The sequence below is a fragment of the Phenylobacterium sp. genome, from assembly GCF_046291545.1.
GTDB lineage: Bacteria > Pseudomonadota > Alphaproteobacteria > Caulobacterales > Caulobacteraceae > Phenylobacterium.
This window is the reverse complement of the sequence record NZ_JBKBSM010000001.1, coordinates 86,601-101,554: the sequence shown is the minus strand read 5'-3', so window position 1 is coordinate 101,554 and position 14,954 is coordinate 86,601. Positions and strand designations below refer to the sequence as shown.

Here is a 14,954-nt window from a genome sequence, read left to right as displayed (position 1 = left end):
GGTCCTGGTCGCCGATCCGGAGGAATGCCGCAGCTTCCTGCAGGCGCACCCGCACATCGCCTTCGTCGAGGTGTTCTTCACCAGCATGACCGGCGTGCCGCGGGGCAAGCGCCTGCGTCGCCACGAGATCCAGGCGGTCTATGACTACGGCCGCTTCCTGCCCGGCTCGATCCTGGTGGTCGACACCACCGGCGCCGACTGCGAGGACACCGGCCTGGTGTGGGAGGACGGCGACGCCGACCGCCTGGCCCGTCCGGTGCCCGGCACGCTGAAGCCCGCGCCGTGGCTGGGGCCCGACGTCGCCCAGGTGATGCTCTCGCTCTACGAACTGGACGGCCGGCCCAACGACCTGGACCCTCGGCACGTCCTGCGCCGGGTGCTCGAGCGCTACGCCGCCGACGGCCTCACCCCCGTCGCCGCCTGTGAACTGGAATACTACCTCGTCGACATCGAGCGCGGTCCCGACGGCGCGCCCCAGCCGGCGCGCTCGGCCCTCACCGGCCGCCGGCCCGCCGGCATCCAGGTCTACGGCCTGCCTGAACTCGAAGCCGCGGCCCCCTTCCTGCGCGAGCTGTGGTCGGTCGCCGACGTCCTGGGCGTTCCCCTCGAAGGCGCCATCTCCGAGTTCGCCCCGGGCCAGGTGGAGCTGACGCTCAAGCACAAGCCCGACGCCCTGGCCTGCGCCGACGACGCGGTGGTTTACAAGCGCGCCGCCAAGGGCGTGGCCCTGCGCCACGGCTGCGAGGCCACCTTCATGGCCAAGCCCTGGGGCGACCGCGCCGGCAGCGGCTTCCACGTCCACGTCAGTTTCAACGACCGCACCGGCGAGAACCTCTGCGCCAGCGAGGACCCGGAGGGCTCCGAGCTCCTGCGCCACGCCATCGGCGGGATGAAGGCCCTGCTCGGCGAATGCATGGCCGTCCTGGCGCCCAACGCCAATTCCTACCGCCGCTTCAGGGCCAACTCCTATGCGCCGGTCGCGCCGACCTGGGGCGTCAACAACCGCACCGTCTCGCTGCGCGTGCCCGCCGGTCCGCCGCACACCCGCCATGTGGAGCACCGCGTCGCCGGCGCCGACGCCAATCCCTACCTGGTGCTGGCGGCGCTGCTGGCGGCGGCGCACCACGGGATCAAGGAACGGCTCGATCCCGGCCCGGCGGTGGTGGGCGACGGCTACGCCGCCGCGGCGCAGGAGAAGTCCCGGCTGCCGTCCAACTGGTACGCAGCGGTCGATCTGTTCGACAATTCGAGCGTCCTGCGCGATTACCTGGGCGACCGGTTCGTCGATATGTTTGTCTCAGTCAAGCGTACTGAGCAGGCCAGATTCTTCGAGGTCATCACCGCGCTCGACTATGACTGGTATTTGAGCAATGCGTGAGGGGCGTGAAAAGCCGGCCGCTTTCGTATTGAAATAGTGCTTGGGGGGAGGCCGTCGTCTGGCGACGGATCCTGAAAATCGAGGAGGCTAGAGCGTCATGAACAAGAACCTGCTGGGAGGCGGGGCGTCCCGTCGCTCGCTGCTGACGGGCCTGGGCGCGGCGGCCGTCGGCCTGACCTTCGGCGGCGCGGTCGCCGGCTGCAGCCCCAAGCCGGCCACGCCCGCCGGCGCTGAGGAGGCCAAGCTCAACTTCTACAACTGGGACACCTACATCGGCGAAACCACCCTGGCCGACTTCAAGCAGGCCTCGGGGATCGACGTGAACATGAGCCTGTTCGCGACCAACGACGAACTGTTCGCCAAGCTGCGCGCCGGCAACCCCGGCTTCGACGTGATCGTCCCGTCCAACGAGTTCGTCACCCGCATGTCGGAAGCGAACATGCTCATGCCGCTGGACCACGCCAAGATCCCGAACATCAAGAACATCGACCCGGCGTTCATGGACGCCGCCTACGACCCGGGCCGCAAGTACTCCATGCCCTATACCTGGCTGGTGCTGGGGATCGGATATCGCAAGTCCAAGGTGAACGGCGTGCCGGACAGCTGGAAGTGGCTGTTCGACTCCCCGCAGTACAAGGGCCGCATCGCCCTCCTGTCGGAATCGGCCGATCTCGTGCGCCTGGCCGCCAAGTACAAGGGCCATTCGGTCAACGGCATTCCGCCCGAGCTCGTCTCCGAGATCGAGAAGATGCTGATCGCCCAGAAGCCCTACGTGAAGGCGTTCCACGAGGACAACGGCCAGGACATGCTGCTGTCCGGCGAGGTCGACCTGGTGCTCGAGTACAACGGCGACATCGCCCAGATCATGACCGAGGACGACGACATCGACTTCGTCGTGCCCAAGGAGGGCAGCCTGCTGAACTCCGATACGCTGTGCATCCCGGTCGGCGCGCCGCACCCGGACAATGCGCACAAGTTCATCAACTATATCCTCGACGGGGCCGCCGGCGCCGAGATCTCCAAGACGATCCTCTATCCGACGCCCAACGCGGCGGCCAAGGCGCTGATGCCGGACGACTACAAGAACAATCCGGTGATCTTCCCGCCCGCGGACGTGCTGGCCAAGTGCGAGTACGGGGCGTTCGAGGGCGCCGAGAAGGCTCAGCTCTACGAAGAGGTCATCACCCGCGTCCGCGCGGCCTGATCGACCGGCGAGGAGGAGGGCGTCGTCATGGAGCAGAGCTGGAAACGGGCCAAGGCGGTGTTCGCCGGCGCGCTGGGTCCGCCGCTGCTCTGGCTGATCGCCTTCTTCCTCGTCCCCATGGCCATCGTCTGGGGCTACAGCTTCGGCCAGAACGTCGGGCTCACCGAGATCTCCTTCACCGGCACCTTCGCCAACTACGCCCGGGCGATCGAGCCGCTCTACCTGAAGATCTTCCTGAAGTCGGCGGGGGTGGCCGGGCTCACGACGCTCCTGTGCATCGTGCTGGGCTTCCCAGTCGCCCTGGCCATCACCTTCGCCCCGCCCAAGGCCAAGACCTGGCTGCTGCTGCTGATCATGCTGCCGTTCTGGACGAACCTGCTGATCCGCACCTACGCCCTGATCGCGGTGCTGCGCACCGAGGGCTACGTCAACCAGGCGCTGGGCTGGCTGTGGAGCCAGGTCGGCGCCCTCGCCGCCCTCCTGGGCCTGCCGGCCCTCGCCCCCTTCACGCCGCTGGAGCTGCTGCACAACAACTTCGCCGTGGTCGTGGGCCTCGTCTACGTGCACCTGCCCTTCATGGTCCTGCCGCTCTACGCGGCCCTCGACAGACTGGACCGCTCGCTGCTGGAGGCCAGCCTCGACCTCGGCGCCGGCCACCTGCGCACCCTGGCCCTGATCGTCGTGCCCCTGTCCTTGCCGGGCATCCTCTCAGGCGTGCTGATCACCTTCATTCCCGCGCTCGGGGCGTTCCTCACCCCCGACCTCCTGGGCGGCCCCGACAGCCAGATGATCGCCAACGTGATCGAGCGCCAGTTCAAGCGCGCCAACGACTGGCCGTTCGGCGCGGCCATGTCGTTCATGCTGATGTACCTGACCTTCCTGGCGATCGCCGCCCAGGGCCTGCTCTCGCGCCGCCGGGAGACCCGCGCATGAGCCGCCGCGCCAGGAGGGAGGCCCCGGGGCCGCTGGAATACCTGCGCCGCTGGCCGCTGCGGGCCTGGCTGGCGATGGTGGCGGTGTTCCTCTACACGCCGCTGATCACCCTGATGGTGTTCAGCTTCAACGACTCGCGCCGCAACATCGTCTGGCAGGGCTTCACCCTGAAGTACTACGAGAAGGCGCTGAACAACGACAGCCTGATCCAGGCCTTCGTCAACTCCCTGACCATCGCCGCGCTCTCGACGCTGATCAGCGTCGTCCTGGGCGCCATGGCCGCCCTCGCCCTGTGGCGCTTCCGCTTCCCCGGCAAGCCGGCCGTCGACGGGGCCATGGCCCTGCCGATCGTGGTGCCCGAAATCTGCATGGGCGTGGCGCTCCTGGTGTTCTTCGCCAAGGTCCTGCCTTGGCCGCAGGGCCTGCCCTGGCCGCTGGACCTCGGCGCCATCATCATCAGCCACGTCTCCTTCTCCTTCCCCTTCGTGGCGGTGGTCGTCCGCGCCCGCATGGCCAGCTTCAACCGCGAGCTGGAGGAAGCGGCCAAGGACCTGGGCGCCAGCGAATGGCGCACGGTGCGCGACGTCATCGTGCCGCACATGGGCCCATCCCTGGTGGCTGGCGCGCTCCTGGCCTTCACCCTCAGCCTCGACGACTTCGTGATCACCTTCTTCACCTCGGGGCCCGACACCGTGACCTTCCCGGTCAAGGTCTATGCGATGGTCCGCTTCTCGGTGACGCCCGAGGTCAACGCCGCCTCGACCCTGCTGATCGTGCTCACCGTCATCCTCACCGCCGTCGCCCTGCGCCTGCAGGGCGACCCGGCCGCGGCCGCCGGCCACGGCCCGGCCGACAAGTCCTAGAGCCTCCCATGTCCGACACCGGCAAGCCGATCATCAGCTTCGAGAACGTGACCAAGCGCTTCGGCAAGATGGTCGCCGTCGACGACGTCAGCCTGACCATCGCCGAGGGCGAGTTCTTCTGCCTCCTGGGTCCTTCCGGCTGCGGCAAGACCACGCTCCTGCGCATGCTCGCCGGCTTCGAGACGCCCACCGAAGGCCGCATCCTCATCGACGGCAAGGACATCTCCTCCATCCCGCCCAACAAGCGGCCGGTGAACATGGTGTTCCAGTCCTACGCCGTGTTCCCGCACATGACCGTCGCCGAGAACGTCGGCTATGGCCTCAAGGTCGACCGCGTGCCCGCCGGCGAGCGCGAGCGGCGGGTGGAGGAGGCCCTGGCCCTGGTCCAGCTCGAGGGGCTGGGCGCGCGCAAGCCGGATCAGCTCTCCGGCGGCCAGCGCCAGCGGGTCGCCCTGGCGAGGGCCCTGGTCAAGCGCCCCCGCGTGCTGCTCCTCGACGAGCCGCTCTCGGCCCTGGACGCCAAGCTGCGCGACCAGATGCGCACCGAGCTTTCCTCCCTTCAGGAGAAGGTCGGCGTCACCTTCATCATGGTCACCCACGACCAGGACGAGGCCCTGGCCCTGGCCACCCGCTGCGCGGTGATGAACCGCGGCCTCCTGCAGCAGGTCGCCCCGCCCAACGACCTCTACGAGTTCCCCAACTCCCGGTTCGTCGCCGACTTCATCGGCCAGGTGAACCTGTTCGAAGGCGCGCTGGTGGTGGACGAGCCCGACCACGCCATCATCAAGTCGCCGGAGATCGAGGCCGACATCTTCCTCGACCACGGCGTCACCGGCGCTAAGGGATCCACGGTCTGGGCGGCCCTGAGGCCGGAGAAGATAGAGCTGCACAAGCGCGGCCCCGGCTCGCCCCTGCCGTCCATCGACGACGCCCCGGCCGGCGCCAACGCGGTGCCCGGCGTGATCCACCAGGAGGTCTACCTGGGCAGCGAAAGCGTCTATGAAGTGGAGATCGCCGGCGGCCGGCGGATCAAGGTGTCCCGTTCGAACCTCACCCGCTGGGACCAGGAGGACTTCGCCGTCGGCGAAGAGGTCTGGCTCTTCTGGCACGCCTGCTCGCCGGCCGTGCTGTTGTCGTAGGGAGTTCCATGTCCGCCGCGCGGCCCGTCGCGGGCGTCATCTGCTGCACCCGCATCGTCGGGATCGAGCCGGCCCAGGCGGTGATGAACCGCTACGTCGCCGGAGTGCTGGCCCATGCCGACGCCGCGGCCCTGCTGGTGCCCTCCATGCCCGAGCTGATGCGCGCCTCCGAGGTCGCCGCGCGCCTGGACGGCCTGTTCCTCACCGGCAGCCCCTCCAACCTGTCGCCCGACCGCTACGGCCAGGCCGCCGACGACGCCCCGGGGCCCTTCGATCCCGGCCGCGACGCCATGACCGCCGACCTGATCAAGGCCATGGCCGACCTCGGCAAGCCGGTCTTCGGCGTCTGCCGCGGCCTGCAGGAGATCAACGTCGCCTTCGGCGGCGCCCTGCGCCGCGATCTCGGCGCGACCGAACTCGCGCATCACGCCCCCGACGACGTCGGCTTCAACGAGATGTTCGACCACCGCCATCCGGTCTCGCTGGTTCCCGGCGGGGTCCTGGCGCGGGGCCTGGGTGCCGAGCGCATCACGGTCAACTCCGTGCACTACCAGGGCGTCGACCGGCTCGGCGAAGGGCTCAGGGTCGAGGCGCGCGCCGACGATGGCGTGGTCGAGGCCGTCTCCGCCGACCTGTCCGGCGCCCCGCTTCTTGCGGTCCAGTGGCATCCGGAGTGGCAGCCGCAGGCCGATCCCAACTCGCGCGCGTTTTTCGCGCTCTTCGGCCGCGCCCTCCGCGGCGATCCCCTGACGGCCTGAGGGCCGCATTCCAAAGGTGACAGACGTGTCCGCCCCCCTCCGCAACTACGACATCGCCGAACTCCGCCGCCTGGATCTGGCCCACCACCTGCCGGCCCAGGCCGACCACAAGCTGATCGCCGAACTGGGGGGCAGCCGCATCATCACCCGCGCCGAGGGCTCGACCATCTACGACGGGGAAGGGAACGCCATTCTCGACGGCATGGCGGGGCTCTGGTGCGTCAACATCGGCTACGGTCGGACCGAACTGGCCCAGGCGGCCTACGACCAGATGCTGGAGCTGCCGTACTACAACACCTTCTTCAAGACCGCGACGCCGCCCACGGTGAAGCTCGCCGCCAGGATCGCCGAGAAGCTCGGCGGGGCGCTCACCCACGTCTTCTTCAATTCCTCGGGGTCGGAAGCCAACGACACGGTCTTCCGCCTGGTGCGCCACTACTGGAAACTCAAGGGCGAGCCGCAGCGCACCGTCTTCATCAGCCGCTGGAACGCCTATCACGGGTCCACCGTAGCCGGCGTCAGCCTCGGCGGCATGAAGCACATGCATGTCCAGGGCGACCTGCCGATCCCCGGCGTCGAGCACGTCATGCAGCCCTACCTGTTCGGCGAAGCCTTCGGCGAGGAGCCGGACGCCTTCGCCGCCCGGGCGGCCCAGGCGATCGAGGACCGCATCCTGGCGGTGGGTCCGGAGAACGTGGCCGCCTTCATCGGCGAGCCGGTGCAGGGCGCGGGCGGCGTGATCATCCCCCCGCCGGGCTACTGGAAACGGGTGGAGGCCATCTGCCGCAAGTACGGAATCCTGCTGGTCTGCGACGAAGTCATCACCGGCTTCGGCCGCCTCGGCGAGTGGTTCGGCCATCAGCACTACGGGATCACCCCCGACCTCGTGCCGATGGCCAAGGGCCTGTCCAGCGGCTACCTGCCGATCTCCGCCGTCGGCGTGGCGGACCACATCGTGCGCGAGCTGCGCGAGAAGGGGGGCGACTTCGTCCACGGCTTCACCTACTCGGGCCATCCGACCTGCGCGGCCGTAGCGCTGAAGAACATCGAGATCATGGAGCGCGAGGGCCTCGTCGAGCGCACTCGCGAGGACACCGGCCCCTATCTGGCCAAGGCCTTCGCCGACCGGCTCGCCGGCCATCCCCTGGTGGGCGAGGCCCGCTCCATCGGGCTTCTCGGCGCGGTCGAGATCGTCGCCGAGAAGGGGACCAGCAAGCGCTTCAAGGGCGAGGAGGGGACCGCCGGCCCCATGGTCCGCGACATCTGCATCAAGAACGGACTGATGGTGCGCGGCATCCGCGATACGATCGTCTGCTGCCCGCCGCTGATCATCACCCACGCCGAGATCGATCGCCTCGTCGACACCATCGCCCGCTCGCTCGACGAGGCCGCTCCAGCCCTGAGGGCGCTATAAGGGGGCTCGGGAGCCCAGCCATGAAGTACAAGGAAAAGAAGGCCAAGCCAGGTCCCTCCGACAAGCGCGGCGTCGCCACCCTCGATGAGGCCGCCGACTGGTGCCGCCGCCAGGGGATCGAGGAGATCGAGTGCATGATCCCCGACCTCGCGGGGGTCGCCCGGGGCAAGATCATGCCCGTGCGCAAGTTCCTGGCGATGCCTGCCATGAACCTGCCGCTCGCGGTCTTCTACCAGACCATCACCGGAGACTTCCCCGAACTCGAGGGCCTGGTGGGCGCGGTGCAGTCCGACACGGACGTCTTCTTGCACCCCGACCTCGCCACCCTGGCCGTGGTGCCCTGGGCCAGCGATCCGACCGCCCAGGTGATCCACGACGCCTTCCACCCCGACGGACGGCCGGTCGGGGAAAGCCCGCGCCAGGTGCTGCGCCGCGTGGTCCAGGCCTATGAGGCCAAGGGCTGGCGTCCTGTGGTCGCGCCGGAGATGGAGTTCTATCTGGTCGAGAAGAACATCGACCCGGACTATCCGCTGAAGCCGCCCGTCGGCCGCTCGGGCCGGCCCGAGACCGGCCGCCAGGGCTATTCGATCTCGGCGGTCAACGAGTTCGACGCCCTGTTCGAGGACATGTACGAGTATTCCGAGCGCCAGGGCCTGGAGATCGACACCCTGATCCACGAAAGCGGCGTGGCGCAGATGGAGATCAACCTGCGCCACGGCGACGCCCTGGAGCTGGCCGACCAGGTGTTCATGTTCAAGCGCACCATCCGCGAGGCGGCGATGGAGCACGACATCTACGCCACCTTCATGGCCAAGCCGATGGCCGCCGAGCCCGGTTCGGCGATGCACATCCACCAGTCGGTGGTCGACGCCGCCAACGGCAGGAACCTGTTCTCTGATCCCGAGACCGGCGAGCCGACGCCGACCTTCTTCGCCTTCATCGCCGGGCTGCAGAAGTACCTGCCGGCGATCATGGCGATCATGGCGCCCTACGTGAACTCCTACCGCCGGATCGCCCGCGACTCCGGCGCGCCGGTGAACCTGCAATGGGGGCACGACAACCGCACCGCCGGCCTGCGCGTGCCGCCGTCCGATCCCCAGAACCGGCGGGTGGAGAACCGCATCCCCTCCTCGGACGCCAATCCCTACCTGGCGATCGCCGCCTCCCTGGCCGCGGGCTACCTGGGCATGATCGAGGAGCTGACGCCGACCGAGCCCTACGACCACGACGCCAATCAGACCGGCATCGCCCTGCCGCGCAGTCTCCTGGAATCGGTGGTGCTGTTCGAGAACTGCGAGCCGCTGGCCGAGCTCCTCGGCGCCAGCTTCGTCGCCGCCTTCAGCCGGGTGAAGCAGACCGAGTACGAGGTGTTCATGCGCACGATCAGCCCCTGGGAGCGCGAGTTCCTGCTGCTGAACGTCTAGGTCCCCGTGCGCAACGCCGGCCATCCCGCGGGTTCCTGGTACGCCGCGACCGCCAACCCCTTTCCGCCCCAGCCGCCCCTGGCCGGCGAGGCGCGGGCCGACGTCTGCGTGGTGGGCGCGGGGTTCACCGGCCTCGGCGCCGCCCTGACCCTGGCCGAGCGGGGCGTGCGGGTCGTCCTGCTGGAAGCGGCCACCGTGGGGTCCGGCGGCTCGGGGCGCAACGGCGGCCAGATCCATGTCGGCCAGCGGCGCGATCAGGTCTGGCTCGAAAGGGCGGTAGGGGCGGCCGACGCGGCCGACCTGTGGCGCCTGGCCGAGAACGCGCGCCACTGGCTCCTGCGCACCATCGCCGAACGGGCCATCGATTGCGACCTGACGATGGGCCTGATCCACGCCGACCACCGGCCGGGGCAGGAGGCGGCGAACCAGGCCCACATCGCCCATCTGCGCGAGCGCTACGGCTATGAGCTGATCGAGCCAATCGGCCGGGACGCCCTGCGCGCCGAACTCGGCACGGACGTCTACTTCGGCGGGGTGGTCGACCGTGGCGGCGGCCATGTGCACCCGCTCAACCTCGCCCTCGGCCTGGCCCGCGCGGCCCTGGACGAAGGCGCCGTCATCCACGAGGGCTCCCGCGTGAGCGCCTGGCGACGCGACGGCGGCCGCATCCTGGTCCATACGGACGGCGGGCGCGTGACCTGCGACCAGCTCATCGTCACTGGCGACGGCTATGGCGACGGCCTCTCGCCCCGCATCGACGCCCGCGTCATGCCGATCAGCAACTTCGTCCTGGCGACCGAGCCCCTGGGCGCGGACGCGGACCTGATCATCCGCTCCAACGCCGCCGTCTCGGACAGCCGGTTCGTGGTCAACTACTTCCGCAAGACGCCGGACGGACGCCTGCTGTTCGGCGGCGGCGAGACCTACACCCCCTGGGATCCGCCCAACCTGGCCGCCTTCGTCCGCAAGCGGATGCTCCGCGTCTATCCGCGTCTGCACGACGCGCGCATCACCCACGCCTGGGGCGGCAGGCTGGGCATCACCATGAGCCGCGTCCCCTATGCGGCCGAACTCGCTCCGGGAGTCCGCGCCATCACCGGCTATTCCGGCCAGGGCGTGATGCTGGCGCCCTGGTGCGGCCGCGTGCTTGCCCTGGCTGCGCTCGGCGAGACCGGGGATTTCGACCTGCTGGCCCGGCTGCCAACCCCGCCGTTCCCGGGCGGGCGCCTGCTGCGCTGGCCGGCCCTGGTGGCCGGCATGAGCTGGTACGCCCTGCGCGACCGGCTCTGAGCCCCCGCCGGGTCCTCAGACCAGCATCGCCTTGTAGGCTTCGCGGGTGGTCTTGAACCGCTCGAACGGGAACTTGATCGGCACGCCCTCCAGCGCCGCCGCCAGCATCTCGAGGTGCGCCTCCCACCCGGCGCAGCTTCGCGCCGCGTCCTCGCCCGCCGGGCTGCGCAGGGTGAGGGTCAGGCGTGCGCCGTCGCCTTCGGCCGCCACTTCCCACCGCAGCGGCCGCTCCGGCTCGCCAGGTCCGCTCCAGGAGTATTCCACCAGCCGCGGCGGCTCATAGGCCGTGACCTTGCTGTCGATGACGATGCCGCTGTCCACGAAGTCCAGCCGCGCCGGGCCGCCGACCTCGGGCGCGATCTCGCCTGGCGCCAGCCACAGGGGCAGTTGCGACGCGTCCGTCAGGGCGGCCCACACCTTCGCCGGCGGATGGTCGAACAGCCGGGTCAGCTTGGCCTGCACGAAACCGTCGCCGCGGGTCAGCACCCCCAGGTCCGGCTCGGTTCCGATGTCCTGTCCCTCGCCCATGCTCGCCTCCATCCTGTTTGCACAGGTTCTGCCGGGCGGGCGGCGCGGGCGGCCTTGATCGAGGTCAAACCCCGCGTCGATCGCGCCCGCCGGCGGTATGGTCCTGCGATCGTCCCGATTCCGCGGCCCCGCCATGACCGTCCAGATTCAGTCCCAGCCCTTCGGCCGCCTGCCCGACGGGCGTGAGGTCCAGGCCTTCACCCTGTCTTCCCCCGCCGGGGTCAGCGTGCGTGTGCTCAGCCTCGGCGGGATCGTCCAGTCTCTCCTGACGCCCGACCGGGAGGGGCGGCTCGCCGACGTCGTCCTGGGCTTCGACGACCTGGCCGGCTACCTCGCCGACCGCGCCTACATGGGCGCCCTGATCGGCCGCGTGGCCGGACGGATCGCCGGCGGCCGGCTGAAGGTCGGCGCGCGCGTCTTCCAACTCGGCCGCAACGATGGCGCGAACACCCTGCACGGCGGCCCGGCCGGCTTCGACCGGGCGCTCTGGCGCGTCGAATCCACCGGGCTCGACGGGGGCGCGGCGGTCCTGCGCCTGGTCCACCACAGCCCCGACGGCGACCAGGGCTTTCCCGGCGCCCTCGGCGTGGAGGCGACCTGGCGGCTTGAGCCCTCCGGCCGGCTGTCGCTCGACCTTCAGGCCAGGTGCGATGCGCCCACCCGGGTGAACCTGACCAGCCATCCGTACTGGAACCTGTCCGGGGCGGGCGGCGACATCGGCGACCACCGCCTGCGCATCGCCGCCGACGAGGCCTTCCTCATGGGCGAGGACCTGGTGCCCGCCCGGACGCCCAGCTCCGTCGCCGGCACGGCCCTGGACCTGCGCGCGCCCCGACGCCTGGCCGAGGTGATCGCCGCCGACGATCCGGCGGTGCGGGCCGTGGGCGGCCTCGACCACGTCTTCGTCCTCGCCGACCGCGAGCCGGCCGCCCGTCTCGACCATCCGCCGTCGGGCCGCAGCCTCACCATCGAAACCGACGCCGAGGCCTTCGTCGCCTATGGCGGGGGCGGGCTCTCCGGCGGTCCCCCAGGCAAGGCCGGCCGCCTCTACGGCGCGGGCGCCGGCGTGGCCCTCGAACCCCAGGCGCGGCCGGATCGCCCCGCCGTGCTGCAGCCCGGGCAGGTGTTCCGCTGGCGCCAGGCGCTGACGTTCGGGACCGATGCGGCCTCTTCTTGACGTCGCGCAAGGCCGGTCGCGCCCTTCTGGCGTTTAGTGGGGACCATTCCCAGCCGCCATCGGGCGGCGCCGTCCAGCGAGAGGAGAGCCGACATGAACCGCCTGCAGGGCAAGGTCGCGATCATCACCGGCGCAGCGCTCGGCCTTGGCCGCGCCACCGCCATCCGCATGGCCGAGGAGGGCGCCGCCGTCGCGGTGTTCGACATGCTCGAGGCCGAGGGCGCGGCCTTCGCCGCCGAGCTTCAGGGGCGCGGGTTCAAGGCCCGATTCTGGCGCTGCGACGTCACCTCCGAGGCCGAGGTGGCCCGGGTGATCGGCGAAGCCGCCGCGCACTTCGGCCGCCTCGACATCCTGGTGAACAACGCCGGCGTCTCCGGCGCCAACAAGCCGACCCACGAGGTCACCGAGGCCGAGTGGGACTTCGTCCAGGCGGTGAACGTCAAGGGCGTCTTCTTCTGCACCAAGCACGCCATCCCCCACCTGAAGGCGGCCGGGGGCGGCTCGATCATCAATCTGTCCTCGATCTACGGCCTCGTCGGCGCGCCCGACGTGCCGCCCTATCACGCCTCCAAGGGCGCGGTGCGCCTGATGAGCAAGACCGACGCCCTGATCTACGCCCCTGACCGGATCCGGGTGAACTCCATCCATCCCGGCTTCATCTGGACGCCGATGGTCGAGCACCATCTGGAGGCCATGGGCGACATCTCCGAAGGCCGCAAGGCGACCGACGCCCTGCACCCCCTCGGCCACATCGGCGAGCCGGACGACATCGCCTGGGGCGCGGTCTACCTGGCCTCCGACGAGGCCAAGTTCGTCACCGGCGCCGAACTGGTGATCGACGGCGGCTACACCGCCCACTAGCCGCGGGCGGCGGCGATCCAGATCATCGCCGTCGCCACCGCCTGGGCATGATCCAGGCCGAGTTCGTCCAGCGAGCGCCAGGTCGGGAACGCAAGGGCGTGACGCACCGTGGCGGACAGCGCCGGGTTCTGCGCCGCCGGATCCAGACGCGCGATCAGGTCGTCGCCCACCGCGCCCATGAAGGCGCCGACCTCGGCCATCGGCCCCTGCAGCGCCGGCACCTCGGCGACGTCGCGGAACGCCGCCGTCCACATCCGCTCGGTGCCGGCATAATAGCCGTAGAAGGCCTCGAGCGCCTGGCGCGCCCGCTCCAGCCCGTCCTCGACCTTCGACCAGGCGATGGGGTCGGGCGGCGGGTGCAGGGTCAGCCAGTGCGAGGTGCAGGCCTGGAACACCGCCGTCTCGTCGGGGAAGTGGCGATAGACCGTCAGCCGCTGCACCCCGGCCCGCTCGGCGATGGCGCTGATCGTGGTCGCCCGCGGGCCGATCTCCTCGTGAAGATGCATGGTGGCCTCGACGATCCGCTGGCGCGTTTCATCCTGTGATTCCGCGCGCTTACGCAGGGTGTACGGCCGCTTTCCCGACATTCGATGAACATATCTGTGCAATGAACGCTTGACAAGCGTCCGGCCTGCAGGGTAGCCAGATTTCAACAAACGTACATGTTCAATGAAATTGCCGAAAGGAACCGCGATGCTCGACGCCCCTGTCCTGTCGCCGATTCAGCGCGCCGCCGCCGACTGGTCGGTCCTGCCCGCCTTCATGCCGGTCCCCGGCCTCGGCGCCCTGGCCGTCAACAGCTTCCTGCTGGAAGGCCCGGAGCCGATGCTGGTCGACACGGGCCTCGCCGCCCTGGCCGATCCCTTCGTCGCCGCCCTGGAGCAGGCGGTCGACCTGTCGACCCTGAACTGGATTTGGCTCAGCCACCTGGACGCCGACCACACCGGCGCCCTGGCCGCCATCCTGGACCGCGCGCCTCGGGCCCGTGTCGTCACCAGCTTCCTGGGGGCCGGAAAGATGGGCCTGGCCGGCATCGACCCCGCCCGCGCCCACGTGCTGCAGCCGGGCGATCGCTTCGAGGTCGGCGGGCGCAGCCTTGTGCCGCTGCGGCCGCCCTACTACGACGCCCCCGAAACCCTCGGCTTCTTCGATCCGGCTTCGCGGGTTCTGTTCGCCGCCGACAGCTTCGGCGCCCTGCTGCCGGCGCCGGCCGACTCGGTGGAGGCGATCGCGCCCGACGACCTGCGCGACGGCATGGTCGCCTGGTCGGCGATCGACGCCCCCTGGCTCCAGCTCACCGATCCGGCCGCGTTGGCCGCCGCCCTCAACGGGCTCGCGCGTCTAGATCCGGCCGTGGTGCTGAGCGGCCACCTGCCGTTGGCCTGCGGTCCGATCGAGCCCCTGGCGCGCATCGTCGCCGACGCGTGGGCCAGCGGCGCCGAGCGCGCCCCCGATCCCCTGGCCGCCGAGGCGGTCGCGGCGGCCCTCGCCGCCTGACGCCGTCCCCTCCCACCACCTGTTCGAGACCCTTCCTATGACCGCATCCGACACCATCGACGCCAACCGCCGCACGGTGGCGCGCTTCCTGGCCGGCACGCATGGCCCGGACCTCGCCGGCCTCGCCGTGATCGACGAGACCGTCTCGCCGGCCATCGTCTGCCACGGATTTCCCGGCGGCGATCCCGTCGACCGCGAAAGCTACAAGGCCTTCTTCCGCACCTTCCGGCAGGCCTTCGACGGCATGGCCTTCACCATCCACGTCACCGTCGCCGACGAGGCCTTCGTCGCCGTGCGCTGGCGGGTCGAGGTCGACCATGTCGGCGCCTTCGCCGGCGTCGAACCTGACGGCCGCCGGATCGGCTTCGACGGCATGGCGCTCTATCGCATGGAGCGTGGCCTGATCGCCGAGACCTGGCTGCACATCGACGAACTCCAGCTCCTGGCCGGGATCGGCGCGATCCCCGCCCTGGCCGCCTGACAGGGAG

Annotated in this window: 15 protein-coding genes; 13 read left to right on the top strand and 2 right to left on the bottom strand. The window is 70.1% G+C overall.

Features of this window, described 5'->3' with window-relative positions:
* The first annotated feature begins 4 nt into the window (after positions 1-4).
* The 9 genes from ACK4YQ_RS00555 to ACK4YQ_RS00515 all read left to right on the top strand — a co-directional run bounded on the left by ACK4YQ_RS00555 (position 5) and on the right by ACK4YQ_RS00515 (position 10,403).
* Positions 5-1,378: a glutamine synthetase family protein gene (locus ACK4YQ_RS00555; protein WP_409609489.1), complete on the top strand. Its 1,374-nt coding sequence runs from the start codon at positions 5-7 to the stop codon at positions 1,376-1,378.
* A 97-nt stretch (positions 1,379-1,475) separates the two neighbouring features.
* Positions 1,476-2,582 carry a PotD/PotF family extracellular solute-binding protein gene (locus ACK4YQ_RS00550; protein WP_409607192.1) on the top strand — a complete coding sequence of 369 codons (1,107 nt, stop codon included), beginning with the start codon at positions 1,476-1,478 and terminating at the stop codon, positions 2,580-2,582.
* A 27-nt stretch (positions 2,583-2,609) separates the two neighbouring features.
* Positions 2,610-3,515 carry an ABC transporter permease gene (locus tag ACK4YQ_RS00545; protein ID WP_409607190.1) on the top strand — a complete coding sequence of 302 codons (906 nt, stop codon included), beginning with the start codon at positions 2,610-2,612 and terminating at the stop codon, positions 3,513-3,515.
* Positions 3,512-4,378 carry an ABC transporter permease gene (locus tag ACK4YQ_RS00540; protein WP_409607188.1) on the top strand — a complete coding sequence of 289 codons (867 nt, stop codon included), beginning with the start codon at positions 3,512-3,514 and terminating at the stop codon, positions 4,376-4,378. The genes ACK4YQ_RS00545 and ACK4YQ_RS00540 overlap by 4 nt, the downstream gene beginning before the upstream one ends.
* Before the next feature lie 8 nt (positions 4,379-4,386).
* Positions 4,387-5,517, top strand: coding sequence for an ABC transporter ATP-binding protein (locus ACK4YQ_RS00535; protein WP_409607186.1), 1,131 nt, complete (start codon positions 4,387-4,389; stop codon positions 5,515-5,517).
* Between the two features lie 8 nt (positions 5,518-5,525).
* The gene (locus ACK4YQ_RS00530) at positions 5,526-6,275 is read left to right on the top strand and encodes a gamma-glutamyl-gamma-aminobutyrate hydrolase family protein (protein WP_409607184.1); all 750 of its coding nucleotides are present in this window, start codon (positions 5,526-5,528) and stop codon (positions 6,273-6,275) included.
* A 25-nt stretch (positions 6,276-6,300) separates the two neighbouring features.
* Positions 6,301-7,689: an aspartate aminotransferase family protein gene (locus tag ACK4YQ_RS00525; protein WP_409607182.1), complete on the top strand. Its 1,389-nt coding sequence runs from the start codon at positions 6,301-6,303 to the stop codon at positions 7,687-7,689.
* Positions 7,690-7,709: 20 nt separating this feature from the next.
* A complete protein-coding gene (locus ACK4YQ_RS00520) occupies positions 7,710-9,113 on the top strand; it encodes a glutamine synthetase family protein (protein WP_409607180.1) in 1,404 nt (467 codons plus the stop codon).
* Positions 9,114-9,119: 6 nt separating this feature from the next.
* Complete coding sequence (locus ACK4YQ_RS00515; RefSeq protein WP_409607178.1) at positions 9,120-10,403, top strand: NAD(P)/FAD-dependent oxidoreductase; 1,284 nt, start codon at positions 9,120-9,122, stop codon at positions 10,401-10,403.
* A gap of 15 nt (positions 10,404-10,418) precedes the next feature.
* Here ACK4YQ_RS00515 and ACK4YQ_RS00510 read toward each other — a convergent pair whose 3' ends face one another.
* Complete coding sequence (locus ACK4YQ_RS00510) at positions 10,419-10,931, bottom strand: SRPBCC family protein (protein WP_409607176.1); 513 nt, start codon at positions 10,929-10,931, stop codon at positions 10,419-10,421.
* Between the two features lie 133 nt (positions 10,932-11,064).
* On the opposite strand from ACK4YQ_RS00510, the gene ACK4YQ_RS00505 reads away from it, so the two are divergent.
* Positions 11,065-12,108: an aldose epimerase family protein gene (locus tag ACK4YQ_RS00505; protein ID WP_409607174.1), complete on the top strand. Its 1,044-nt coding sequence runs from the start codon at positions 11,065-11,067 to the stop codon at positions 12,106-12,108.
* Between the two features lie 93 nt (positions 12,109-12,201).
* A complete protein-coding gene (locus ACK4YQ_RS00500) occupies positions 12,202-12,969 on the top strand; it encodes an SDR family NAD(P)-dependent oxidoreductase (protein ID WP_409607172.1) in 768 nt (255 codons plus the stop codon).
* Here the strand turns inward: ACK4YQ_RS00500 and ACK4YQ_RS00495 are convergent.
* A complete protein-coding gene (locus ACK4YQ_RS00495; RefSeq protein ID WP_409607170.1) occupies positions 12,966-13,556 on the bottom strand; it encodes a TetR/AcrR family transcriptional regulator in 591 nt (196 codons plus the stop codon). The genes ACK4YQ_RS00500 and ACK4YQ_RS00495 overlap by 4 nt on opposite strands.
* A 106-nt stretch (positions 13,557-13,662) precedes the next feature.
* Between ACK4YQ_RS00495 and ACK4YQ_RS00490 the strand changes: the two genes are divergently transcribed.
* Both ACK4YQ_RS00490 and ACK4YQ_RS00485 read left to right on the top strand, forming a co-directional pair.
* The gene (locus ACK4YQ_RS00490) at positions 13,663-14,466 is read left to right on the top strand and encodes an MBL fold metallo-hydrolase (RefSeq protein WP_409607168.1); all 804 of its coding nucleotides are present in this window, start codon (positions 13,663-13,665) and stop codon (positions 14,464-14,466) included.
* A gap of 37 nt (positions 14,467-14,503) precedes the next feature.
* Entirely contained in the window at positions 14,504-14,947 is a 444-nt protein-coding gene (locus ACK4YQ_RS00485) for an ester cyclase (RefSeq protein ID WP_409607166.1), read from the top strand.
* Positions 14,948-14,954 lie beyond the last annotated feature (7 nt).